21 protein-coding genes are annotated in these 24,255 nt (G+C 71.7%); 17 read left to right on the forward strand and 4 right to left on the reverse strand.

Going from position 1 to position 24,255, the window contains the following annotated elements; all coding sequences use genetic code 11:
• The first annotated feature begins 244 nt into the window (after positions 1-244).
• The 13 genes from fmt to ACFY1U_RS27660 all read left to right on the forward strand — a co-directional run bounded on the left by fmt (position 245) and on the right by ACFY1U_RS27660 (position 15,401).
• Entirely contained in the window at positions 245-1,177 is a 933-nt protein-coding gene (gene fmt, locus ACFY1U_RS27600) for a methionyl-tRNA formyltransferase (protein ID WP_390696789.1), read from the forward strand.
• Between the two features lie 89 nt (positions 1,178-1,266).
• Positions 1,267-2,685: an RsmB/NOP family class I SAM-dependent RNA methyltransferase gene (locus tag ACFY1U_RS27605; protein ID WP_390696790.1), complete on the forward strand. Its 1,419-nt coding sequence runs from the start codon at positions 1,267-1,269 to the stop codon at positions 2,683-2,685.
• 89 nt (positions 2,686-2,774) lie between these two features.
• Positions 2,775-3,461: a ribulose-phosphate 3-epimerase gene (gene rpe / locus ACFY1U_RS27610; protein ID WP_344405806.1), complete on the forward strand. Its 687-nt coding sequence runs from the start codon at positions 2,775-2,777 to the stop codon at positions 3,459-3,461.
• A gap of 78 nt (positions 3,462-3,539) precedes the next feature.
• Positions 3,540-4,583, forward strand: coding sequence for a sugar-binding domain-containing protein (locus tag ACFY1U_RS27615; protein WP_115909369.1), 1,044 nt, complete (start codon positions 3,540-3,542; stop codon positions 4,581-4,583).
• Positions 4,584-4,607: 24 nt separating this feature from the next.
• The gene (locus ACFY1U_RS27620) at positions 4,608-4,919 is read left to right on the forward strand and encodes a barstar family protein (protein WP_390696791.1); all 312 of its coding nucleotides are present in this window, start codon (positions 4,608-4,610) and stop codon (positions 4,917-4,919) included.
• A gap of 130 nt (positions 4,920-5,049) precedes the next feature.
• Positions 5,050-6,492 carry a GuaB1 family IMP dehydrogenase-related protein gene (locus tag ACFY1U_RS27625; protein WP_390696875.1) on the forward strand — a complete coding sequence of 481 codons (1,443 nt, stop codon included), beginning with the start codon at positions 5,050-5,052 and terminating at the stop codon, positions 6,490-6,492.
• Positions 6,493-6,921: 429 nt separating this feature from the next.
• On the forward strand, positions 6,922-8,424 hold the full coding sequence (locus ACFY1U_RS27630; RefSeq protein ID WP_390696792.1) for an amino acid permease: 1,503 nt from the start codon (positions 6,922-6,924) through the stop codon (positions 8,422-8,424).
• A gap of 10 nt (positions 8,425-8,434) precedes the next feature.
• Positions 8,435-8,887, forward strand: a complete 453-nt coding sequence (locus tag ACFY1U_RS27635) for an Lrp/AsnC family transcriptional regulator (RefSeq protein ID WP_030946804.1) — start codon at positions 8,435-8,437, stop codon at positions 8,885-8,887.
• A 135-nt stretch (positions 8,888-9,022) separates the two neighbouring features.
• Positions 9,023-10,231 (forward strand): MFS transporter, encoded by a 1,209-nt coding sequence (locus tag ACFY1U_RS27640; protein ID WP_390696793.1) that lies wholly within the window; start codon positions 9,023-9,025, stop codon positions 10,229-10,231.
• Between the two features lie 56 nt (positions 10,232-10,287).
• Positions 10,288-12,225 carry a nitrate- and nitrite sensing domain-containing protein gene (locus tag ACFY1U_RS27645; RefSeq protein ID WP_390696794.1) on the forward strand — a complete coding sequence of 646 codons (1,938 nt, stop codon included), beginning with the start codon at positions 10,288-10,290 and terminating at the stop codon, positions 12,223-12,225.
• Positions 12,222-12,599: a DUF742 domain-containing protein gene (locus ACFY1U_RS27650; protein ID WP_390696795.1), complete on the forward strand. Its 378-nt coding sequence runs from the start codon at positions 12,222-12,224 to the stop codon at positions 12,597-12,599. The genes ACFY1U_RS27645 and ACFY1U_RS27650 overlap by 4 nt, the downstream gene beginning before the upstream one ends.
• Before the next feature lie 265 nt (positions 12,600-12,864).
• Entirely contained in the window at positions 12,865-13,653 is a 789-nt protein-coding gene (locus ACFY1U_RS27655) for a carbon-nitrogen hydrolase family protein (protein WP_390696796.1), read from the forward strand.
• Positions 13,654-13,700: 47 nt separating this feature from the next.
• Positions 13,701-15,401 carry a flavin monoamine oxidase family protein gene (locus ACFY1U_RS27660; protein ID WP_390696797.1) on the forward strand — a complete coding sequence of 567 codons (1,701 nt, stop codon included), beginning with the start codon at positions 13,701-13,703 and terminating at the stop codon, positions 15,399-15,401.
• On the opposite strand, the gene ACFY1U_RS27665 is transcribed toward ACFY1U_RS27660, so the two are convergent.
• Positions 15,398-16,327, reverse strand: coding sequence for an LLM class F420-dependent oxidoreductase (locus ACFY1U_RS27665; protein ID WP_390696798.1), 930 nt, complete (start codon positions 16,325-16,327; stop codon positions 15,398-15,400). The genes ACFY1U_RS27660 and ACFY1U_RS27665 overlap by 4 nt on opposite strands.
• Positions 16,328-16,362: 35 nt before the next feature.
• Positions 16,363-17,049 carry a DUF5995 family protein gene (locus ACFY1U_RS27670; RefSeq protein ID WP_390696799.1) on the reverse strand — a complete coding sequence of 229 codons (687 nt, stop codon included), beginning with the start codon at positions 17,047-17,049 and terminating at the stop codon, positions 16,363-16,365.
• Between the two features lie 165 nt (positions 17,050-17,214).
• Here ACFY1U_RS27670 and ACFY1U_RS27675 point away from each other — a divergent pair, with 165 nt between their 5' ends.
• Positions 17,215-18,330 (forward strand): glycoside hydrolase family 6 protein, encoded by a 1,116-nt coding sequence (locus ACFY1U_RS27675; RefSeq protein ID WP_390696876.1) that lies wholly within the window; start codon positions 17,215-17,217, stop codon positions 18,328-18,330.
• Here the strand turns inward: ACFY1U_RS27675 and ACFY1U_RS27680 are convergent.
• On the reverse strand, positions 18,309-19,688 hold the full coding sequence (locus ACFY1U_RS27680; protein ID WP_390696800.1) for a uracil-xanthine permease family protein: 1,380 nt from the start codon (positions 19,686-19,688) through the stop codon (positions 18,309-18,311). The two genes, ACFY1U_RS27675 and ACFY1U_RS27680, sit on opposite strands and share 22 nt — an antisense overlap.
• A 137-nt stretch (positions 19,689-19,825) precedes the next feature.
• Between ACFY1U_RS27680 and ACFY1U_RS27685 the strand changes: the two genes are divergently transcribed.
• Both ACFY1U_RS27685 and ACFY1U_RS27690 read left to right on the forward strand, forming a co-directional pair.
• A complete protein-coding gene (locus ACFY1U_RS27685; RefSeq protein WP_390696801.1) occupies positions 19,826-21,085 on the forward strand; it encodes an alginate lyase family protein in 1,260 nt (419 codons plus the stop codon).
• Positions 21,086-21,183: 98 nt separating this feature from the next.
• Positions 21,184-21,642: an acyl-CoA thioesterase gene (locus ACFY1U_RS27690; protein ID WP_390696802.1), complete on the forward strand. Its 459-nt coding sequence runs from the start codon at positions 21,184-21,186 to the stop codon at positions 21,640-21,642.
• Here the strand turns inward: ACFY1U_RS27690 and ACFY1U_RS27695 are convergent.
• Positions 21,602-22,813 carry an MFS transporter gene (locus ACFY1U_RS27695; protein WP_390696803.1) on the reverse strand — a complete coding sequence of 404 codons (1,212 nt, stop codon included), beginning with the start codon at positions 22,811-22,813 and terminating at the stop codon, positions 21,602-21,604. The genes ACFY1U_RS27690 and ACFY1U_RS27695 overlap by 41 nt on opposite strands.
• A gap of 143 nt (positions 22,814-22,956) precedes the next feature.
• On the opposite strand from ACFY1U_RS27695, the gene ACFY1U_RS27700 reads away from it, so the two are divergent.
• On the forward strand, positions 22,957-24,204 hold the full coding sequence (locus ACFY1U_RS27700) for an ROK family transcriptional regulator (protein ID WP_390696804.1): 1,248 nt from the start codon (positions 22,957-22,959) through the stop codon (positions 24,202-24,204).
• Positions 24,205-24,255: the final 51 nt, after the last annotated feature.

Consider the following 24,255-nt stretch of genomic DNA (forward strand, 5'->3'; position numbering starts at 1 on the left):
AACCGGCGTTGAAAAGGATCCGGGCCGCGCGATTGCGGCCCGTTGTGGTCAACTCTTTCTTGACCAACGTGTTTTTGCTTCGGGGGTCACGGTCTGGGGGCGTAGGGGCATATGCGTACGCCCCCCGTGGTGCTGATTCGCGCCTCGCGTCGCGTCCCTCGGCCGCAGACGTGGAGCTCTCCGGGCGTGGTCATAGACTTGTGCGTTGCCGCAACAGCCCCCGCCCGAGAGGCCCCGCCCACCCATGAAGCTCGTCTTCGCCGGTACCCCCGAGGTCGCCGTTCCCGCTCTGGACGCTCTCATCGCCTCCGGGCGGCACGAGGTGGCCGCCGTCGTCACGCGGCCCGACGCGCCGGCCGGGCGGGGGCGCAGGCTGGTCGCCTCGCCCGTGGCGCAGCGGGCGCAGGAGGCCGGGATCGAGGTGCTGAGGCCGCTCAAGCCGCGGGACCCGGAGTTCCTCGAGCGGCTGCGGGAGATCGGACCCGACTGCTGTCCCGTCGTCGCCTACGGGGCGCTGCTGCCGCGGGTCGCACTCGACGTCCCCGCCCACGGCTGGGTCAACCTGCACTTCTCACTGCTGCCCGCCTGGCGGGGCGCGGCGCCGGTGCAGCACTCCATCATGGCGGGCGACGAGATCACGGGCGCGTCCACCTTCCTCATCGAGGAGGGACTCGACTCCGGACCCGTCTATGGCACCGTCACCGAGGAGATCCGGCGCACCGACACCAGCGGCGACCTGCTGACCCGGCTCGCCTTCGCCGGCGCCGGGCTGCTCGCCGCGACCATGGACGGCATCGAGGACGGCACGCTGAAGGCCGTACCGCAGCCGAACGAGGGCATCACCCTCGCCCCGAAGATCACCGTCGAGGACGCCCACGTCGACTGGACCGCCCCGGCGCTGCGCGTCGACCGGGTGGTGCGCGGCTGCACGCCCGCGCCGGGAGCCTGGACGACCTTCCGCGGCGAGCGGCTCAAGCTCATCCAGGTCGCGCCCGCCCCGGACCGGACCGACCTCGCACCGGCGCAGCCGGCCGTCGGCAAGAACAGCGTCCACGTCGGCACCGGTTCGCACGCCGTCGAGCTGCTGTGGGTGCAGGCCCAGGGCAAGAAGCCGATGCGGGCGGCGGACTGGGCGCGCGGGGTGCGGATCGCCGACGGGGAGACGCTCGGCGGGTAGCAACGGGGAGGCGCCCGGCGGGTGGCGGGGGGACGAGCGGGACGTACCCTTGGGGCGTATCCACATCAGACATCCGGAGCACTTTTTTCGTGAGCGACACCTCCCGTGGGCCCCGCAAGCCCGGCAAGCCCTACCGTCGGCCCAAGAAGGACTCCGTCCGCATCCTCGCCTTCGAGGCGCTGAGGGCCGTGGACGAGCGGGACGCGTACGCCAACCTCGTGCTGCCGCCGCTGCTGCGCAAGGCCCGGGAGAGGGGCGACTTCGACGGGCGGGACGCGGCGCTGGCGACCGAGCTGGTGTACGGGACGCTGCGACGGCAGGGGACGTACGACGCCGTCATCTCCGCTTGTGTGGACCGGCCGTTGCGCGAGGTCGACCCGCCAGTCCTTGATGTGCTGAGTCTCGGTGTGCACCAGTTGCTCGGGACGCGGATCCCGACCCATGCCGCCGTGTCCGCCTCCGTGGAGCTGGCCCGGGTCGTGCTCGGTGACGGGCGGGCCAAGTTCGTCAACGCCGTGCTGCGGAAGGTCGCGCAGGACGACCTGGAGACCTGGATCGAGCGCGTCGCGCCGCCCTACGACGAGGACCCCGAGGACCATCTGGCCGTCGTGCACTCGCATCCGCGCTGGGTCGTCTCCGCGCTGTGGGACTCCCTCGGCGGCGGCCGGGCCGGCATCGAGCGGCTGCTGGAGGCGGACAACGAGCGGCCCGAGGTGACCCTGGTCGCGCGCCCCGGGCGGGCCACGACCGAGGAGCTGCTCCGCGAGGAGGCCGCCGTCGCGGGGCGCTGGTCGCCGTATGCCGTGCGGCTCACCGAAGGCGGTGAGCCCGGCGCGATCGAGGCCGTCCGGGACGGCCGCGCGGGCGTACAGGACGAGGGCAGCCAGCTCGTGGCCCTGGCCCTTGCCAACGCTCCGCTGGACGGTCCGGACGAGAAGTGGCTCGACGGATGTGCCGGACCCGGCGGCAAGGCCGCGCTGCTCGGTGCGCTGGCCGCCGAGCGGGGGGCGACGCTGCTCGCCTCCGAGAAGCAGCCGCACCGGGCCGGCCTGGTGGCCAAGGCCCTGCGCGGCAACCCCGGGCCGTACCAGGTCATCGCCGCGGACGGCACCCGCCCGCCGTGGCGGCCCGGCTCCTTCGACCGCGTTCTGATGGACGTGCCCTGCACCGGGCTCGGCGCGCTGCGCCGGCGGCCCGAGGCGCGCTGGCGGCGCCGTCCCGAGGACCTGGACGGTTTCGGGCCGCTGCAGCGCGCCCTGCTGCGCACCGCGCTGGACGCGGTACGGGTCGGCGGTGTCGTCGGCTACGCCACCTGCTCGCCGCATCTCGCCGAGACCAGGGCCGTCGTCGACGACCTGCTCAAGCAGCACCCGGACGCCGAGCTGATCGACGCGCGGCCCCTGCTGCCGGGCGTACCGGACCTCGGCGACGGCCCCGACGTACAGCTGTGGCCGCATCTGCACGGAACCGACGCCATGTATCTGGCGCTCATCCGGAGAACCGGCTGACTTCGCTGAGCGCCGTCCTCATTGTCGTATGAACGTCTCAGGTCCGGACCGGCGCGAACAAACGTGCCCGGACATGGCAGGCTTGGGTCATGGCCGTGCAGATCAACCCCAGCATCCTGTCCGCCGACTTCGCCCGCCTCGCGGACGAGGCGAAGGCGGTCGAAGGAGCCGACTGGCTCCACGTCGACGTCATGGACAACCATTTCGTCCCGAACCTCACGCTCGGCGTGCCGGTCGTAGAGTCCCTGGCCCGTGCGACGGACACCCCGCTGGACTGCCATCTGATGATCGAGGCCCCTGATCGCTGGGCCCCGCAGTACGTCGAAGCGGGGGCCTCCTCCGTCACCTTCCACGTCGAGGCGGCCGCCGCGCCGGTCCGGCTCGCCCGGGAGATCCGCGCCAAGGGCGCGCGTGCCTCCATGGCCCTCAAGCCCGCGACGCCCATCGAGCCGTACGAGGACCTGCTCCCCGAGCTCGACATGCTGCTGATCATGACGGTTGAGCCCGGCTTCGGCGGGCAGGCGTTCCTCGACATCATGCTTCCCAAGATCCGCCGCACCCGCGAGCTGATCAGCAAGCACGGCCTCGAACTGTGGCTCCAGGTGGACGGCGGGGTCTCCGCCTCCACCATCGAGCGCTGCGCCGAGGCTGGCGCGGACGTCTTCGTCGCGGGTTCGGCGGTGTACGGAGCGGAGGACCCGGCGCACGCAGTACGTGCACTGCGCACCCAGGCGGAGACGGTGACCGCCAGGGCGAGCTGGGCGTGCGACCACTGAGCCAAGACAACGTGAACGGCGCCCATCAGGGCGGATCAAGTGCGCCGAATCTGCAAGGATGAACGGCGAATCCAGAGTGTGAACAGCAGTGAGGAGATCGCCGTGTCGGGTATGTCGGCGGGCCGGTCAGCAGTGCGGATGGGACCCGCTGAGCTGGTGCAGGCGGCGGCCATGGCCCGCCGCTTCTACCTCGAGGGCAAGTCCAAGATCCAGATCGCGGAGGAGTTCGGCGTCAGCCGCTTCAAGGTGGCCCGGGTCCTGGAGACCGCTCTCGAACGAGATCTCGTACGCATCGAGATCCGCGTCCCGGCCGAGCTGGACGCCGAGCGCTCGGACGCGCTGCGCGCCCGCTACGGCCTCAGGCACGCCGTCGTGGTGGAGTCCCCGGCCGAGGCCGAGGAGACGCCCGACCCGGAGAACCTCGGTGAGGTGGCCGCCGACCTGCTCGGCGAGCTCGTCAACGAGGGCGATGTGCTCGGCCTTGCCTGGGGCCGCTCCACCATCCACATGGCCGCGGCCCTGGACCGGCTGCCGCCGTGCACGGTGGTGCAGCTGACGGGCGTGTACGACGCCGGGACCGCCGAGCGCGGCTCCGTGGAGGCCGTGCGCCGCGCCGCGCAGGTGTCCGGCGGCGACGCCCACCCCATCTACGCGCCGATGCTGCTGCCGGACGCGGCGACCGCGGCCGCGCTGCGCAACCAGACGGGGATCGCCCGGGCCTTCGAGTACTTCGACAAGGTCACCGTCGCCTGCGTCTCCATCGGCTCCTGGGAGCCCGGCATCTCCACGGTGCACGACATGCTCAGCGACGAGGAGCGCGCGCACTACGCCTCGCTCGGTGTCGCCGCCGAGATGTCCGCGCACCTCTTCGACGGCCAGGGTCGCCGGGTCGGCCGGGACCTCGGCGAGCGGTGCATCACCGTCAAGGCCGACCAGCTCCGCCGTATCCCCGAGGTCGTCGCGATCGCGGGCGGGGCGCGCAAGGCGTCCGCCATCGACGCGGTGCTGCGCTCCGGGCTCGTCACCAGCCTGGTGACGGACACCTCGGCCGCGGACGTCCTGATGACGGCGGGCCCGACGCCGAAGCCGGCCCTCAACAGGGCCGACCCGGACGGGATCTGACGGTACGCCAGGAGACGCGCTGAGATGAAGGAACTCGTGGTCACCCTGGACCTCGACGGGGTCACGGACAAGGCGGGCCTGATGGACCGCTGTGTCAGTGTGCTGAAGTTTCCGGACTGGTTCGGGCGGAACTGGGATGCGCTCGTCGACAGTCTCAGCGACATCTCCGTCTGGCCCGAGGAGGCGGCGGACGGGCTGCTCGTGGTCGTACGGAACTGGCAGCCGTACGCGACGCTGCGCCCGGAGGAGTGGAAGGTCGCGCGGGAGGTGTTCTCCGCCGCCATGGAGCGGACGCCCGCGCTCACCGTGGCGCTCGCCCTTGGAGGTTCCTCCTAAGCGCCTCTGACCAGCCTGGATGTTGTGACGGGGCATCGCATTCCGGTCGTCATGGGACAATGAAGTACGTGCTCTTCCCCCTGGCTGACCTGTCCGGGGGCCACCTCTGATCGACTGGGATGTGCAGCACGTGCGTTTCCTCAACGACATCCAGCCCCCGTACGACCTGACGTACGACGACGTCTTCATGGTCCCGAGCCGCAGCGCGGTCGGCTCGCGGCAGGATGTGGACCTCAGCTCCCCGGACGGGACGGGCACCACGATCCCGCTGGTCGTCGCCAACATGACCGCCATCGCCGGCCGCCGCATGGCCGAGACGATGGCCCGGCGCGGTGGCCTCGTCGTCATCCCCCAGGACATTCCGATCGAGGTCGTCACCGAGGTCGTCTCCTGGGTGAAGAGCCGCCACCACGTCCTGGACACCCCGATCGTGCTGGCCCCGCACCAGACCGTCGCCGACGCGCTGGCCCTGCTGCCCAAGCGCGCCCACAACGCCGGCGTGGTCGTCGACGAGGACGGCCGGCCGGTCGGCGTCGTCACCGACCAGGACCTGACCGGCGTGGACCGCTTCACGCAGCTCGAGGTCGTCATGTCCCGGGACCTGCTGCTCCTGGACGCGGACATCGACCCGCGTGAGGCGTTCAACCGGCTCGACCACGCCAACCGCCGCTACGCGCCCGCCGTCGACAAGGACGGCAGGCTCGCCGGCATCCTCACCCGCAAGGGCGCCCTGCGCGCCACGCTGTACACGCCCGCCACCGACGCGCAGGGCAGGCTCCGCATCGCCGCCGCCGTCGGCATCAACGGCGATGTCGCGGGCAAGGCCAAGCAGCTGCTGGACGCGGGTGTGGACACGCTCGTCATCGACACCGCGCACGGCCACCAGGAGTCGATGATCAGCGCCATCAAGGTGGTGCGCGCCCTCGACCCGCAGGTCCCGATCGTCGCCGGCAACATCGTCGCCGCCGAGGGTGTGCGCGACCTGATCGAGGCGGGCGCGGACATCATCAAGGTCGGCGTCGGCCCCGGCGCGATGTGCACCACCCGGATGATGACCGGCGTCGGCCGGCCGCAGTTCTCCGCGGTCCTGGAGTGCGCGGCCGAGGCGAGGAAGTACGGCAAGCACGTGTGGGCCGACGGCGGTGTCCGGCACCCTCGCGACGTCGCCATGGCCCTGGCGGCCGGTGCGTCGAACGTGATGATCGGGTCGTGGTTCGCGGGCACCTACGAGTCCCCCGGCGACCTGCAGCAGGACGCGAACGGCCGCCTCTACAAGGAGTCGTTCGGCATGGCCTCCGCGCGTGCGGTCCGCAACCGCACGTCGGACGAGTCGGCGTACGACCGTGCCCGCAAGGCGCTGTTCGAGGAGGGCATCTCCACCTCGCGCATGTTCCTCGATCCGGCGCGTCCCGGCGTGGAGGACCTGATCGACTCGATCATCGCGGGCGTTCGCTCCTCCTGCACCTACGCCGGTGCGGGCTCCCTGGAGGAGTTCGCCGAGAAGGCGGTGGTCGGCATCCAGAGCGCGGCCGGCTACGCGGAGGGCAAGCCGCTGCACGCCAGCTGGAGCTAGGCGCCCGGCTCGGGGAGCCGAACAGGTCGTGGGGCAGCTGCGCGAGACCACATGTCCCGTCGCCTTGCTGGACCAACGCCCCGTCGGCCACGCGGAGTTGCGCCGGAACGGCTGCGACGCCGCCGTGGTCCGGACGGCGCGCGGTCGTCGGGCTCGGCGTGGCCGAGGACAACCCGCGCGCGGCCGCCAACCGCACACCCCTTCGGTTGCAGCGGCCCGCTCCTGGCGCAACGAATGGGCACACACCCCCGATGAACGCAACGATCTTGCGGCCATGCGCAAGGTTGCTGCATTTCGCCTGCGAAGGCATGCCCCGTAGGGTCATGCCCTGTACGTGGCGTGGCAGGGACCCCGCTCGGTGGGTTCCTGCTCGCGCGGGGATGCCGCCGGTCCCCGCCGCCCTGACCGCAGTGACGAAGGAGTCAGCGCGTGCTCGATCAAGGCGCACCCCCGCAGGACCGCACCACGAACGCTCCACCGTCTTTGGGCGTCGGCGCGCGCCTCATGCGGCGCAAGCCCGTGGAGCGCCTGGTCGCGGAGGGCGGCCAGGGTGAGGGAGGGGCCCTGCGCCGCTCCCTCGGACTGTGGCAGCTCACCATGATCAGCATCGGTGCCACCCTCGGCACCGGCATCTTCGTGGTCCTCGGCGAGGCCGTGCCCAAGGCCGGCCCCGCCGTCACCCTGTCCTTCGTGATCGCCGGTCTGACCGCGCTCTTCTCGGCCCTCTCGTACGCCGAGCTGGCGGGCACCATCCCGGTCGCCGGATCCTCGTACTCGTATGCATACGCAACCATGGGCGAGCTGATCGCCTGGATCTGCGGCTGGTGTCTGGTCCTGGAGTACGGCGTCTCGGTCGCCGCCGTGGCCGTCGGCTGGGGCGAGTACCTCAACGAACTGCTCGACGGGACCATAGGCGTCACCATCCCGGACGCCCTGTCCGCCCCGCCCGGCGACGGCGGCGTCTTCAACCTGCCCGCGCTGATCGTCGTACTGCTGGCCATGGCGTTCCTGCTGGGCGGCGCCCGGGAGTCCGCCCGCGCCAACACGATCATGGTCTGTGTGAAGATCGCCGCACTGGTGCTGTTCTGCGCCATCGGCATCCAGGGCTTCAAGTCCGGGAACTACGCGCACTTCATGCCGCTCGGCATGGCGGGCGTGAGCGCCGCCGGTGCCACGCTCTTCTTCTCCTACATCGGCTTCGACGCCGCCTCCACCGCGGGTGAAGAGGCCAAGAACGCCCAGCGCGACCTGCCGCGGGCCATCATGCTCTCGCTCGTGATCGTCACCGCGCTGTACGTGCTCGTCGCCGCCGTCGCCGTCGGCGCCAAGCCCTGGCGGCGGTTCAACGACTCGGAGGCCGCGCTCGCCCAGATCATGCGTGACGTCACCGGCCAGTCCTTCTGGGGCACCCTGCTCGCCGCCTGCGCCGTCATCGCCATCGCGAGCGTCGTGCTGACCGTGCTCTACGGCCAGACCCGCATCCTCTTCGCGATGTCCCGGGACGGGCTGGTCCCCAAGGTGTTCGGCAAGGTCCACCCGAAGACCGGCGCGCCCCGCGCGAACACGGTCATCGTCTCCCTGTTCTGCGGAGTCCTCGCCGCCGCGATCCCGCTCGGCCAGCTCGCCGACGCCACCAGCATCGGCACCCTCTTCGCCTTCGCCCTGGTCAACATCGCCGTGGTGGTGCTGCGCCGGACCCGGCCGAACATGCCCCGCACCTTCCGGGTGCCGCTCTCCCCGGTCCTGCCGGCCGTGGGCTTCGCGTTCTGCGTCTGGATGATGGGCAGTCTGTCCGCCGTCACCTGGGTGGTCTTCGGGGTCTGGATGGCGGTCGGGCTCGTGTTCTACTTCGGGTACGGCTACCGCCGCTCCCGCCTTGCCACGCGAGAAGAACTCGCGACTCCAGACGTACTCGCGACTCCAGAGAAGTGAACCACCAGCAGTGCTGAACGATCTCGACGAACGCATCGTGCACGCCCTCGCCGAGGACGCCCGCCGCTCCTACGCGGACATCGGGCAGCTCGTCGGCCTGTCCGCGCCCGCCGTGAAGCGGCGCGTGGACCGGCTGCGCGCCACCGGCGCCATCACCGGCTTCACGGTACGGGTGGACCCGGGGGCGCTTGGCTGGGAGACCGAGGGGTTCGTCGAGATCTACTGCCGGCACAACACCTCGCCGGAGGTCATCCGGCGGGGTCTCGAGCGCTACCAGGAGGTCGTGGCCGCCTCCACGGTCACCGGCGACGCGGACGCGATCGTGCAGGTCTTCGCCTCCGACATGCGCCACTTCGAGCGGGTCCTGGAACGCATCGCAGGGGAGCCGTTCGTCGAGCGCACCAAATCCGTGCTGGTGCTGTCGCCGCTGCTGCGCCGCTTCTCGTCGGGGTCACCGACATAATCCCCGGACGGGACCGCCGCACGCGCCTACCATCGGTGCCATGACCTGGCGACATTGATCCACCAGCCGTGCCTCCCGAGGACCGCCTCGGACGCCGTACCTCCGGCATCCGATCCGTCCCTGCGGGAAGGCCTCATGACACTCTCACCTGCACGCGTGCCCGTCACCGCCGGCGTCCGCCGGCTCACGGCCACGCTGTACGGCTACGCGTTCCTCGACGACTTCGTCCTGCTCTACCCGGTGTACGCGCTGCTGTTCAGCGACACCGGTCTGTCCGTCTGGCAGATCTCCTCCCTCTTCGCCCTCTGGTCGGTCACGGGCGTCGTCCTGGAGTTGCCCTCCGGCGCCTGGGCCGACGCCGTCTCCCGGCGGCTGTTGCTCTGGCTCGGCCCACTGCTCACCGCGGCCGGCTTCACCCTGTGGGTGCTCACCCCCTCGTACTGGGCCTTCGCCCTGGGCTTCGTCCTGTGGGGCGCCCGCGGAGCACTCGGCTCCGGCGCGCTGGAGGCGCTGGTCTACGAGGAGCTGGAACGGCTCGGCGAGGCCGACCGGTACGCCAGGATCATGGGCCGGGCACGGGCCGCCGGACATGTCGCGATCATGGCGGCCATGGCGCTCGCCGGACCGGTGTTCGCCTGGGGCGGCTACCCCGCCGTCGGAGCGGCGAGCGTACTGGCCTGCCTGGCGAGCGCCGCGACGGCGACCCGCTTCCCGGAGGACCGGGCGGTGCCGGAGGCCGACGCGGAGGACTGGTCCACGACCCTGCGGGAGGGGCTCACCGCGGTCCGCCGCGACCGGTCGCTGCGCGGAGCGCTTCTGCTCGTCCCGGCGGTGGGGGCCGTGTGGGAGGCGCTCGACGAGTACACGCCGCTGCTGGTCCGGGACACCGGCGTGGCGGAGACGTCTGTCCCCTATCTGCTGCTGCTGATCTGGGCGGGAGCGACCGCCGGTGGCCTGCTGGCCGGACCCTGGGAACGCATGGGTACGGCGGGACTGGCGGCGGTCCTCGCGGTGGCCGCCCTCGCCATGGCCGTGGGCGCCGCGGCCCGTACCCCGGGCGCCCTCGTCCTGCTCGCCCTCGCCTTCGGTGGCTTCCAGCTGGCGACCGTACTGGCCGACGTCCGCCTCCAGCAGCGCATCGACGACACCCGCCGGGCCACCCTGACCTCGGTCGCGGGCCTGGGCAGCGACCTGGCCACGGTCGCGGCGTACGGCGTCTACGCGGCGATCGAGACGAGAGCAGCGCACAGCACCGCGTTCGCGCTGTTCGCGGTGCCCTATCTGGTGACGGCGATGCTGCTGGTGCTCAAGTGGCCATTGCGGTCCCGCCGGAGCTTCCCGTAGGTTGTGCGGCGTCGTTACCGACGGGTAGCACTGGCGAGTAACTCCGGGGAGTGAGTATGCGCCGGCTCATCGGCCGTCCCAGCACGGTACGCGCCCGGATCGTCGCGCTCGCGTTCGCTCCCGTGCTCGCCCTGCTGGTGCTGTGGAGCTTCGCCATGGTCTCGGTCACCGGCGAGCTGCGCGCGCTCGTCCGGGTGCAGGGGGTGTACGAGGAGTTCGGCACCCCCGTCGACACGGCGATCGGGCAGATCCAGATCGAACGGCGGCTGTCCGCCGCGTACTTGGGCACGGACAGCCGTACGCCGCCCGTCGCCGGCCTGCTGGAGCAGCAGCGCCGTACGGACCGGGCCGTGGACGCCATGCGCGACGCGATCCGGTCCGGGGACCGCGACCGGCTCTCCGAGCGGCAGCGACAGGCGCTGGACGCCATGGTCAGGACCGCCGGCAGGCTGGAGGGCCTGCGGGATCGGGTGCTGTCCCGGGACATCTCCTGGGACCGGGCGGTGAGCGAGTACAGCGCGCTGGTGGAACCCGGCTTCGACGTCGAGTCCACGCTCACCGCCCTGCAGGCCGGGCAGCTCGCGCGGGAGGCCCAGGTCGTCGTCGAGCTGGTCCGGGTACGGGAGTTCGTCTCGCGGGAGGACGCGCTGGTCGCCGGAGCGCGGGCGGCCGGCACACTGACCGGCCGGCAGTACGACACGCTCACGGCGACCGTCGAGGACCGGCGGGTCTTCGAACGGACATATGTTCCCGACCTGCCGGGGGACTCGCGGGCGCTGTTCGAGGCGTTCCAGCGCGGGCAGCTGCACCGGAAGCTGGTGGCGAGCGAGGACGCGCTGCTGCGGGCCGGAGCGGCGGGCGCGGGGGACGCCGTCGCGGCCGACTCCTGGCGCTCCACCACCGACCAGGCGGTCAAGCAGTACATGCGGCTGTGCACCCGGTCCGCCATGAACTCCGCCGGGCGCGGGCGGCAGTTCGCCTACCGGGAGCTGGCGAGGGCCGCCGTGGTGGGAGGGGTCGGGCTGGCTGCCGTAGGGCTGTCGCTGTGGTTCGCGGTGCGGGGTGCGCGGCGGATCTCGCGGCGCCTCGAGACGCTGCGGGATGCCGCCGATCTGCTGGCCACCAGCCAGCTGCCCGACGTCATGGCGAGGTTGGGTGCGGGCGAGGACGTGGACGCGGTCACCGAGGCGCCGCCGCTCGCGGACGGGGAGGCGGGCGCCGACGAGATCGGCGACGTGGGGCGGTCCTTCAACGCCGCGCGCCTCGCGGCCGTCGAGGTGGCCGTACAGCAGGCGAACCTGCGCCGCGGGCTCTCCGCGGTGCTGCTCAACATCGCCCGGCGCAACCAGTCGCTCGTACACCGGCAGCTGAAGCTCGTCGACACGCTGGAGCGGCGCACGGACGACCCGGACGTTCTGGAACAGCTCTTCCGCATCGACCACCTCACCACCCGGATGCGGCGCCACGCCGAGAACCTGATCGTCCTCTCCGGCTCGGCACCCGGCCGCAGATGGCGTCGCCCGGTGCCCGTCGCCGACGTCGTCGCCTCCGCGGTCGGTGAGATCGAGGCGTACGCCCGGGTCGAGGTGCCGCCGATGCCCCGGGTGGGCGTCGCGGCGGACGCCGTCGCCGACGTCGTCCATCTGATCGCCGAGCTCGTCGAGAACGCCACGGTGTTCTCGCCGCCGGACACCCGCGTGACCATGCGCACCGCACGGGCCGACGGCGGCTTCGTCCTGCAGATCGACGACCGGGGGCTCGGGTTCGACGCCGGGCAGCTGGAGGAGGCGGAACGGACGATCGGGAATCCCGGCGGCTTCGACCCGACCCGGCACGACCGGCTCGGGTTGTACGTCGTGGGGCGTCTCGCCGCCCGGCACGGGATCGAGGTGGCGTTCGGCCCCTCGCCGTACGGCGGGACGACGGCGGTGGTGACCCTGCCGGAGGGCGTGCTGGCGGAGGAGGACGTGGCGGCGCGGGCGTCCCTGCCGTGAGCGACGAGCACTGGTACGAGGACGAGACCGGGGCGATGGTGCGGCCGTACACCGTCACCAGGGGGCGGACCCGGCCTTCCGACGGGCATCGCCTTGATCTGATGGCGTGGGTCACTGCCGTGGGCGGGGAGGCGGGGGCGGGGGTCGACCATGCCGGGGCCGCACTGCTTGCGCTGGTCCGGGGTCGGTCCCGGCCGGTGGTGGAGCTTGCCGCGGATGCGGATCTGCCGCTGACGGTGCTGCGGGTGTTGCTGGGGGATCTGGCCGAGGCCGGGCTGGTGCGGGTTGATGCGCCGCGGCGCGGTGCTGCGGGCAGGGCCGCGGATGATCCTGAGTTGCTGCGGGAGATTATTGAGCGGTTGCGTGAGCTTTAGCGTGGGCCGGGATCGATGGTTGTCTGCGGGTGCGTTGTGGCTGGTCGCGCCCGCGCGGCGGAGCCGCATATCGACACAGCCCCGCGCCCCTATCGGGGCGCTGCAGGAACCCGGTGGCTGAAGAGCGCAATGAATCGCCGTCTGACAGGCCCCGGACGCAACGAACCGCTCACCAGCGCGCAACGGGTTCTTCTTGCTGGGCCCAGGCCAGCGACCGTACCGTCTAAATGGCCCCCGAAACCCTCCGTACCGCTGAGGAACACGCATGCGTACCGCCCTGCTCCAGAGCTCCGGTCGTCCCGGGTCCGTCGGCGAGAACCTCAAGGTGCTCGACGCGGCCGCCGGGCGTGCCGCTGCCGCGGGTGCCCTGCTGCTGGCCGCGCCGGAGATGTTCCTGACCGGGTACGCGATCGGCGACGACATCGGCCGCCTCGCCGAGCCCGCCGACGGCGAGTCCGCGGACGCGATCGCCGACATCGCCGGGCGGCACGGGCTCGCGATCGCGTACGGGTACCCGGAGCGGGACGGCGAGACGGTCTTCAACTCCGCGCAGCTGATCTCCGCCGAGGGCATCCGCCTCGCGAACTACCGCAAGACCCACCTCTTCGGCTGCTTCGAACGCGACCACTTCACGCCGGGCGAGCAGCCGGTCGTCCAGGCCGAGCTCGGCGGGCTCGCCGTCGGCCTCATGATCTGCTACGACGTCGAGTTCCCGGAGAACGTCCGCGCCCACGCCCTGGCCGGCACCGACCTGCTCGTCGTGCCGACGGCGCAGATGCACCCGTTCCAGTTCGTCGCCGAGTCGATGATCCCGGTGCGCGCCTTCGAGAACCAGCTGTACGTGGCGTACGTCAACCGGGTCGGTCAGGAGGGCGAGTTCGACTTCGTCGGCCTCTCGGCGCTGGCCGGTCCCGACGGGGTCGCCCGCGCCCGCGCCGGACGCGGCGAGGAGCTGGTGTTCGCCGACGCCGACCCCGCTTTCCTCGCCGCCTCCCGCGAGGCGAACCCGTACCTGAAGGACCGTCGCCCGGGCCTCTACGGGTCCCTCGTCTGAACCCCTCACCCCGTACTCGTACTTTCCGTGCAAGGAGTCCGTACCCCATGACGTCCACCGTGCCCAACGCCGTCGAGCACGCAGACGAGCAGCAGCTGCCGCCGATCACCATGTTCGGCCCGGACTTCCCGTACGCGTACGACGACTTCCTCGCCCATCCGGCGGGCCTCGGCCAGATACCGGCGACCGAGCACGGCGCCGAGGTCGCGGTCATCGGCGGCGGACTGTCCGGCATCGTGGCCGCCTACGAGCTGATGAAGATGGGCCTCAAGCCGGTCGTGTACGAGGCCGACCGGATCGGCGGGCGTCTGCGGACCGTGGGGTTCGAGGGCTGCGACCCGTCCCTCACCGCCGAGATGGGCGCGATGCGCTTCCCGCCGTCCTCGACGGCCCTGCAGCACTACATCGACCTGGTGGGACTCGAGACCCGGCCCTTCCCCAACCCCCTCGCGGAGGCGACCCCGTCGACCGTCGTCGACCTCAAGGGGGAGTCGCACTACGCCGAGACGGTCGACGACCTGCCGCAGGTCTACCGCGATGTCGCCGAGGCGTGGAACAAGTGCCTCGAAGAGGGCGCCGACTTCTCCGACATGAACCGTGCCCTGCGCGAGCGTGACGTGCCGCGCATCCGCGAGATCTGGGCGAAGCTGGTCGAGAAGCTCGACAACCAGACCTTCTACGGCTTCCTCTGCGACTCCGAGGCCTTCAAGTCCTTCCGCCACCGCGAGATCTTCGGCCAGGTCGGCTTCGGGACGGGCGGCTGGGACACCGACTTCCCCAACTCCATCCTGGAGATCCTGCGGGTCGTCTACACCGAGGCCGACGACCACCACCGCGGCATCGTCGGCGGCAGCCAGCAGCTCCCGCTGCGGCTCTGGGAGCGCGAGCCCGAGAAGATCGTCCACTGGCCGTACGGGACGTCCCTGAAGTCCCTGCACGTGAACGGCGAGCCCCGCCCGGCCGTGACCCGGCTGCACCGCACGGCGGGCAACCGGATCACCGTGACCGACGCGAACGGCGACATCCGCACCTACCGGGCGGCGATCTTCACCGCCCAGTCCTGGATGCTGCTGTCGAAGATCACCTGCGACGACTCGCTCTTCCCGATCGACCACTGGACGGCCATCGAGCGCACCCACTACATGGAGTCCAGCAAGCTCTTCGTGCCCGTCGACCGCCCCTTCTGGCTCGACAAGGACGAGGAGACCGGCCGGGACGTCATGTCGATGACGCTCACCGACCGCATGACCCGCGGCACCTACCTGCTGGACGACGGCCCGGACAAGCCCGCCGTCATCTGCCTCTCCTACACCTGGTGCGACGACAGCCTGAAGTGGCTGCCGCTGTCCGCGAACGAGCGGATGGAGGTCATGCTGAAGTCGCTCGGCGAGATCTACCCGAAGGTCGACATCAGGAAGCACATCATCGGCAGCCCGGTGACGGTGTCCTGGGAGAACGAGCCGTACTTCATGGGCGCGTTCAAGGCCAACCTGCCCGGCCACTACCGCTACCAGCGGCGCCTGTTCACGCACTTCATGCAGGACCGGCTGCCCGAGGACAAGCGAGGAATCTTCCTCGCCGGCGACGACATCTCCTGGACGGCCGGCTGGGCCGAGGGCGCGATCCAGACCGCGCTGAACGCGGTCTGGGGCGTCATGCACCACTTCGGCGGCGGGACCGACGCGACCAACCCGGGGCCGGGCGACGTGTACGACGAGATCGCGCCGGTCGAGCTGCCGGAGGACTAGATCCCGGCGGCGCGCACGGACTCGTAGAGCTCGGCGGCCACGTCCTTCAGCTCCTGGGCGTCCCGCGCGCCGCCCTGGAGCTCGAAGAAGAACTCGTCGAGGCCGCTTTCGGCATGGGCGGCGAGATCCTCGACGATCTGGGCGATGCTGCCCTGGAACGGGGAGCGGTCGGCCCCGTCGTACGCCTTGGGTGTGTACCGGGCGTTCACCCGTACCGCCGTCTCGATCGGCCCGGTGCGGCCGCGCTCGGCCGCCAGGTCCTGCAACTGACGCCATTGCGCGGCCAGTTGCTCGGCGCCCATGGCGATCGGCATCCAGCCGTCGGCGCGGTCGACGAGCCGGGTCATCGCCTTCCTGCTGTTGGTGGGCAGCAGGATCGGGACGGGACGGGCGGGCTTGGGGCCGACCACGGCCGAGGCGATCCGGGTGATCCGGCCCTCGTACGTCACCGGGTCCGGGCCCCACACCGCCCGGCAGACGTCGATGATCTCGTCCAGGACCCGGCCCCGCTCCTCGAAGGGGGCCACGCCCGCGGCCGCGTACTCGTCGAGCGACCAGCCCGTGCCGAGTCCCGCCAGCACCCGGCCGCCGCTCGCCGCATCCAGCGTGGCGAGCGACTTGGCCAGCTGGAAGGGGTTGTGCAGCGGGGCCACCAGGATGCTCGTGCCGAGCCGTGCCCGGTCGGTCGCCGCGGCGGCCAGGGTCAGCGTCACCAGGGGGTCCGGCACGCCCCGGTACACGTCGGGCCACGGCAGGCCCTCGACGCCGTACAGACCCTGGGTCGCGGGTTCGGGGAAGAGGGCACGCTCATAGACCCACAGGCTCTGGTAGCCGATCTGTTCGGCGGTGCGTGCCACGTCGGGCACATCGCGTCCGATGTCGTACTGCCGTGCCTGAGGAAGGCTCAGTCCCAGCCGAATGGCCATGCGTCCGCTCCTTTGCGTCCGGTTCAACAGTCAACTTAACTCGGGAGTGGTGTGAGCAGCATGCGTCCCGCGAAGCCCACCGCCGCGTCGAGGCGCTCGGTGAACTCGGCGGCGACCTCGGGCAGTCCGCGCAGCGCCCACAGCGCCCGTGCCGCGGTCCAGGTGGCGTCCCGGGCGCGCTCCAGACTCCAGGCGCCGAGCAGATGGGTGAGCGGGTCGGCGATCTGGAGGAGGTCGGGGCCCGGCATCAGATCTTCGCGGATGCGCTCCTCCAGCGAGACGAGGAGCTCGCCCACGCGATCGAATTCGTCCTCCAGCTCGGCCGGTTCGCAGTCCAACGTACGGCAGCTGTCCACGACGGCGAGCGCCAGGTCGTGCCCGATGTGCGCATTGATGCCCGCCAGCGCGAACTGCAGCGGTCGTACTCCGGGATGGCGGCGCAGCTGGAACAGGGGCCGCCAGCACGCGGGCGGGTGCCGCTCGGCGGTGACCGCGTCGACGGCGGCGAGATAGCGCTCGGCGAACCGTACGTCCAGCGTCGTCGCCGCCCGCGCGTTCGCGAACCGATGGGCGTCGATGCTGCGGTCGACGGCCTCGGTGACGGCGAGGTAGACGCGGTTGAAGACCGCGACACCGTCCCGTTCGGGCAGGGCCGCGTCGAGGGCGCGCATCCGGGAGACGACTGCGTCTACAGAAGTGGTGAACTGTTCCAATTGCGCCATGGGGGAAGGGTCCCAGTCCTAGGCTGACGGGGGTGTCGGCGGGCCCGGCGCTTCCCCAGAACGGGGGAACGGAGTGGGGGGGGGAGCAGCACCGTGTCAGGCTTACGCGCGCAGCGACTGGCCGCACGCAGGGCCGAGCGCAGGCGGGCCAAACGGCGCGGCGCCATGGCCGCGGCGGCCTGGGTCGTGGTCGCCGTCGGCACCGCGACCGGCATGATGTCGGCCCTCGACGACGGACGCGGCGCGCAGCAGGCGAAGCCCGAGGTGACCAGTTCGCCGCGGCTCGAGCAGCTGCCGGTGGTGCCCTCCGCGTCGGCCACGCCCACCAAGTCCGCGTCCCCGACGCCGAGTTCATCGACGAAGGCCAGTCCGTCGCCGACCAGGACGGAGCAGAAGCGGCAGCCCGCCGCCGTGTCCGCCCTCCTCTACCGGCAGTCCGGCTCGCGGGTGCTCGACTGGGTCCGCGCCCATCCGGACGACCCGCGCACACCGGTCATAGAGTCCCGGATAGCCGATCAGCCGGCCGCCGTGTGGTTCGCCGACTACACGCCGGCGACCATCACCTCCCGGGTGCGCGCGGTCACCTCGGACGCCGCGGCGCAGGGCCGGGTGCCCGTCGTCGTGCCGTACGCGATACCCGGCCGCGACTGCGGGGGCGCCTCCAAGGGCGGGGCGCCCGACCTCGCCGCGTACGACGCCTGGATCGACAGCTTCGCGGCGGGGCTCGGCTCCGGCGAGGTCGTCGTCGTCCTGGAGCCCGACTCCATAGCCCAGTCCGGCTGCCTCTCCGACCGCGCCCGCGCCGACCGCTTCGCCTCGCTGGCCCGCGCGGGCCGCGTCCTGAAGGCCGCCGACCCGAAGGCGCGGGTCTACTACGACGCCGGGCACTCCGGCTGGAACCCGGCCGCGCAGCAGGCGGCGCTGCTGAAGGAGGCGGGCGCCGCCTCGGCCGCCTCCTCCGACGGGATCTTCAGCAACGTCTCCAACTTCCAGACGACGCCCGACGAGATCGCCTACGACCGCCAGGTCCTCACCGCCCTCGGCGGCCCCGCGAGCCTGGGCGCCGTCATCGACACCAGCCGCAACGGCAACGGCGCCCCGGCCGACGGCGAGTGGTGCGACCCGGCGGGCCGCAGGATCGGCCGGGCGCCCACGCTGAGCACAGGCGAGGCGCGCATCGACGCCTATCTGTGGGTGAAGCTGCCGGGGGAGTCGGACGGCTGCAAAGGGGCTCCGGGCACGTTCAGCCCGTCGTACGCCTATGACTTGGCCTCGTCGTAGGAGGACGTGCCCTCGTCCAGGAGCGGCTCCTGGGTCTTGAGATGCGCGGGCGCGAAGGCACGCAGGGCGTGGTAGCCGGTGATGACGACCAGGGTGCCCAGGGCGATGCCGCTGAGGGAGAAGTGGTCGGTGAACTTCAGCGTCACGTTGCCGACGCCGATGATGATGCCCGCCGCGGCCGGCACCAGGTTCAGCGGATTGCGCAGATCCACCCGGGCGTTGGTCCAGATCTGCGCGCCCAGCAGGCCGATCATGCCGTAGAGGATGACGGTGATGCCGCCGAGGACTCCGCCCGGGATCGCGGCCACGACCGCGCCGAACTTCGGGCAGAGGCCGAAGAGGAGGGCGAAACCGGCGGCCGCCCAGTACGCGGCGGTCGAGTACACGCGGGTCGCGGCCATCACGCCGATGTTCTCGGAGTACGTGGTGTTGGGCGGGCCGCCCACCGCGGTGGACAGCACGGAGCCGATGCCGTCGGCCGCGATCGCCGTGCCCAGCCGGTCGTCCAGGGACTCGCCGGTCATCTCGCCGACCGCCTTGACGTGCCCGGCGTTCTCCGCGACCAGGGCGATCACGACCGGCAGCGCGACGAGGATCGCGGACCACTGGAAGGACGGGCCGTGGAAGGACGGCAGGCCGATCCAGTCCGCCTTGCCGACACCGGAGAGGTCGAGTCGCCAGTGGTCGGTGAGCTTGCCGCTCGCGTCGACCGAGTGGATCTTCCCGAAGATCCGGTCGAAGGCCCAGGAGATGCCGTAGCCGAAGACCAGGCCGAGGAAGATCGCGATCCGCGACCAGAAACCGCGCAGACAGACGACGGCCATACCGGTGAACAGCATGACCAGCAGGGCCGTCCACTGGTCCTGCGGCCAGTACGTGGAGGCCGTGACCGGCGCCAGGTTGAAGCCGATCAGCATCACGACCGCGCCGGTGACGATCGGCGGCATCGTGGCATGGATGATCCGCGCCCCGAAGCGCTGCACGGCGAGTCCGGCGACGAACAGCGCGATGCCGACGACCAGGACCGCGCCGGTCACCGTGGCGCTCGTACCGCCCTGCGCGCGGATCACGGCGGCTACCCCCACGAACGACAGTGAGCAGCCCAGATAGCTGGGCACCCGGCCGCGGGTCGCCAGCAGGAAGATCACGGTCGCGACGCCCGACATCATGATCGCGAGGTTGGGGTCCAGGCCCATCAGCACCGGCGCCACGAAGGACGCACCGAACATGGCCACCACGTGCTGGGCGCCGAGGCCGGCCGTGCGGGGCCAGGAGAGCCGTTCGTCGGGGCGTACCACCGCTCCGGGCGCGGGCGTCCGCCCGTCTCCGTGCAGTTTCCAGCGCACGCCGAGATCCATGGTGGGGTTCTCTTTCTCTGTGCATGAAGACGGTCCGGACCATTGTCACGGCCGGTCGTCGCCTCTACGCTCTCACGGTCCTACTCATGAACTGCGTTCACATTTCTGACCCTTCGTTCGATGGATCGGAGTGCTCGATGAGTGGAAGATCCCGTGCCGCCGTCCTGCTGGCCGCGGCGGCGACCCTCGCAGCCGTCCTCGTCCCCTCCGCGCACGCGGCACCCGCGGCTCCCGACACGGCCGTCCTCGACGGTGCCCAGCTGCAGCGGACCAAGCTCCGTCTGGAGCAAGGCGATGCACAACTTCAGCTCACGCTGAGGGAGTTGACGGCCCGCGCCGACAACTGGCTGAGCCAGGGCCCCTGGACGGTCGTCGACAAGCCCAGACCGGCACCCGGCGGCGACCTCCACGAGTACCTCAGCCAGGCCCCCTACTGGTGGCCCACCCGGACCCCCACGGCCGACAATCCGTGGGGCTGCCCCTACGTTCAACGGGACGGACAGCGCAACCCCGAAGTCGACTCCGGCACCGATCGCCAGGACGTCGAGAAGGTCTTCGACTCGACCTACGACCTGTCCCTGGCCTGGTACTACACCGGCAAGCGGGCCTACGCCGACAAGGCGGCCCAGGTCCTGCGCACCTGGTTCCTCGCCCCGGCCACCCGCATGAACCCCAACCTCGACCACGCCCAGTTCATCCCGTGCAAGTACGACGGCCGGGCCATCGGCATCATCGACTTCTCGCAGTCGTACACCAGCGTCGTCGACGCCCTGGCGATCCTCGGCACCGGCGCCCCCGGCTGGACGAAGACCGACCGGACGGGGATGGCGAAGTGGAACGCCGACTTCCTCGGCTGGCTGAAGAACAGCGCCTTCGGCAAGGAGGAGGGCGCGGCGGCCAACAACCACGGGACCTTCTACGACATGCAGCTCGCCGCCCTCGCCTACGCCACCGGCGACCGGGCGCTGGCCCGGCGCACCGTTCTCGACGCGCGCACCAAACGCATCGACCCGCAGATCGCGGCCGACGGCAGCCAGCCCCAGGAGCTCGCCCGGACGCGGAGCTGGCACTACTCGACCTTCGACCTGGTCGCGTACACCCGGCTCGCGGCGATCGGCCGGCACGTCGGCGTGAACCTGTGGGCCTATCAAGGCCCGGACGGGCAGGGCCTGTTCAAGGCCGTCGACTACCTCCTGCCCACCGCGACCGGCTCCACCGCGTGGCCGCACCCGGAGCTGGAGTTCCACCGCTACGCGGCGAGCGACGTCGTGCACGCGGCGGCGGACGCGGGCGACAAGGCGGCGCAGCAGGCCGTCCCCAAGCTGGAGACACCGCCCGACGGCGACCTCTGGGCGCTGCGCCCGGCGGCCGAGCAACTGGACTCGATAGCGGGCTGACCAGGGCCTTTCCGGCGGCCCTTCCGGTCAGGGCTCCTGAGCGTCCGCTTAGGATGAAGTGTCCCGCCGCTTCGTCCCCTTGCTCAGGAGCCCCACCCGTGACCGCCGAAGCCACGATCGCCCCCGCCCTGTCCTACGGCCGGCTGATCCCCGTCACCGTCCACTTCGACGACCTGGACGCCCTCGGCCTGCTCCACAACGCCCGCTACCCGCTGATGGTCGAGCGGGCCTGGGCCGAGCTGTTCCAGGAGTACGGCTTCAGCTTCGAGGGCGACTGGGCCGCGGCGGGGGACGCCTGCAACGCGGTCAAGGAACTCCTGATCAGCTACGAGGCCCCGGTCACCCGGCCGGGCGCCTACGCCGTCCACCTCTGGCTGGAACGGCTCGGCACCACCGGACTGACCTACGGCTTCCGGTTCTGCTCCCCGGACGGTTCGGTGACCTACGCGCACGGGATCCGGGTGCTGGTCCGGCTGGACTCGGAGACGATGCGGCCCGCGCCGTGGAGCGAGCGGTTCAGGGCCGCGGGTCGGGAACTGCTGCGCTCGGACGGCTGACCTCCGGGCGGCTGCGGTCGCCGGTGCGCAGGACGCCCGCGAAGGCCGCGAGACCGCACGCCAGGACCGTCACCAGCACGAACGACACCACCAGGCTCGTCGCCTGCGCCACCCCGCCGATCAGGCTCGGTGCGATCAGCCCCGAGGTGTACGTGATGGTCGCGACGCCCGCGATGGCCTGACTCGGGTTGGGGCCGCTGCGACCGGCCGCCGCGAAGCACAGCGGTACGACGACCGCGATACCGAGGCCGAGCAGCGCGAAACCGCCCATCGCCACGGCCGGATGGCCCGCGACGACGATGAGCAGCCCGCCCAGGACCGCCAGCGCGCCGCCCGCCCGCACGGTGCGGACCGCGCCGAAGCGGTCGACCACCACGTCGCCCACGAGCCGGGCCACCGCCATGGTCAGCATGAAACCCGTCGTGCACGCGGCGGCCAGGCCTGCCGACGTGTCGAGCTGGTCGCGCAGATAGACCGCCGACCAGTCGAGACTGGCGCCCTCGGCGAACACCGCGCAGAAGCCGACGGTGCCGATCAGCAGCGCGGACTTCGGCGGCAGCGTGAACCGCGGCGGCGGCTCCTCGTCCTCGGTGGCCTGTATGTCGAGCACCCAGCGGCAGGCCAGCACGCCGAGCAGGGTGAGGGTGGCCGCCGCCAGCGCGAAGTGCAGACGGGCGTCCGAGCCGAGGTGCGCGGCGAGCGTGCCGGCCGCCGAGCCGGTCAGCGCGCCCGCGCTCCACATGCCGTGCAGGCTCGACATGATCGACCTGCCGAGCAGCCGCTCCACCTCGACACCGAGCGCGTTCATAGCGACGTCGGCCATGCCCGCGCTCGCGCCGTACGTGAACATCGCCAGGCACAGCGTGAGCATGTTCGGCGCGAGCGACGGCAGGACGAGGGCCAGCGTCCACAGCGCGATCAGGCCGCGCAACGCCGAACGGCTGCCGAAGCGGTGGGTGATCCGCCCGGCCAGCGGCATGGAGCAGGACGCGCCGAACGCGGTGAAGGCGAGGGCGAAGCCGAGCTGTCCGGCACTCAGCGAGGCATGGTCCTGGACCCATGGCACCCGGGTCGCGAAGGACCCGGTGACGGCGCCGTGCACGGCGAACACGGCGGCCACGGCGTACCGGGCCCGCCTCACCTCGCGCAGGTCGTAGACCACGTCGCCCATGCTCGGCCCCTCCCCATTTCCCCTACGGCTCCCACCGGCGTCGCGTAAACTATCAGGAACCCTGCCTGATAGATAGGGGATTTACGGCCGCCCGGGCGCACGCTCGCCTCGGGCCGGTCCCGCCGATCTGGAAGGATCCCGGCATGCCCGCATCCCCCAGCACCGCCCGGGCCATCAACGACCGGCTCGCCCTGCGTCTGCTGCAGCAGGAGGGCCCGTTGACGGCAGGCCAGTTGAAGCAGCTGACCGGCCTGTCCCGGCCGACGGTCGCCGACCTGGTGGAGCGCCTCGGCACGGCCGGCCTGATCACCGTGGTCGGGGAGGCGGGGGAGCAGCGGCGCGGGCCGAACGCGAAGCTGTACGGGATCGTCGCGGACCGCGCGTATCTCGCCGCCCTGGACGTGCGTACCGAGGGCGTGGCCGTGGTCGTCTCCGACCTGCTCGGCCGGGTGCTCGCCGAGGCCTCCCTGCCGATCGGCGGTGACACAAGCACGGGCCCGGCGGTGGAGCAGGCGGTCGCGCTGGTCGAACGCGTGGCGAAGGAGGCCGGCGCCGACCGCCTGCACACCGTCGGGATCGGCGCGCCCGGCCTGATCGACCCGTCCACCGGCGAACTCCGCAACTCCTCGGGCCTGCCCGAGTGGCACCGCCGCCTGGTCGCCGCCCTTCAGGAGCGCCTCCCCGAGGCGCGCGTCAGCGTCGAGAACGAGACCAACCTCGCGGCTCTCGCCGAACAGCGCGACGGCGCCGCCCAGGACCGCGACACCTTCGTCCTGCTGTGGCTCGGCCACGGCACCGGCGCGGCCGTGGTCCTGGACGGCACCCTGCGCCGCGGCGCCTCCGGCGGCACCGGGGAGATCGGCTTCCTGCCCGTACCGGGGACGCCCGCCCTGCCTTCGGCGACGGACTGCGAGGGGGGCTTCCACTCCCTGGCGGGCTCGGCAGCGATCGTGAAGCTGGCACGGGAACACGGTCTGACGGCGGAGGGTGCGGGGCATGAGCCGGTTGCCGCAGGGGTGGTGCGGGGGGCGGTTGCGGTGGTTTCGGGGGCTGGCGGGGTGGTGGGGGCGCCGGCTTCAGGGGATGGCGTGCGCGGCCTCGATGCCCGGTCCGCCGACGGTTTCCTCGACGCCCTCGCCGATCGGCTGGCCGTCGGTGTCGCCTCCGTGGTGGCGATCCTCGACCCCGGCTGCCTCGTGCTCGGCGGTGAGGTCGGCCGGGCCGGCGGCGACGAACTCGCCGCCCGCGTGGCCAAACGGGTCCGCCGTATGTCCCCCTTGCCCACCGAGGTCCGCGCGAGCGCCCTCGGCGGCAGCGCCGTACTCCGCGGAGCCCTGCTCACCGCGCGGGACCGCGCTCAGGACGAGTTGTTCGCACCGCCTGGGCGGTAGTCCGCCTGGTGTCGCACGCCTTCCGAGGGGTGGGCGACGGGGTGCGGTGCC

The sequence above is a fragment of the Streptomyces sp. NPDC001351 genome (assembly GCF_042896045.1).
In the GTDB taxonomy this organism is placed as follows: Bacteria; Actinomycetota; Actinomycetes; order Streptomycetales; family Streptomycetaceae; genus Streptomyces.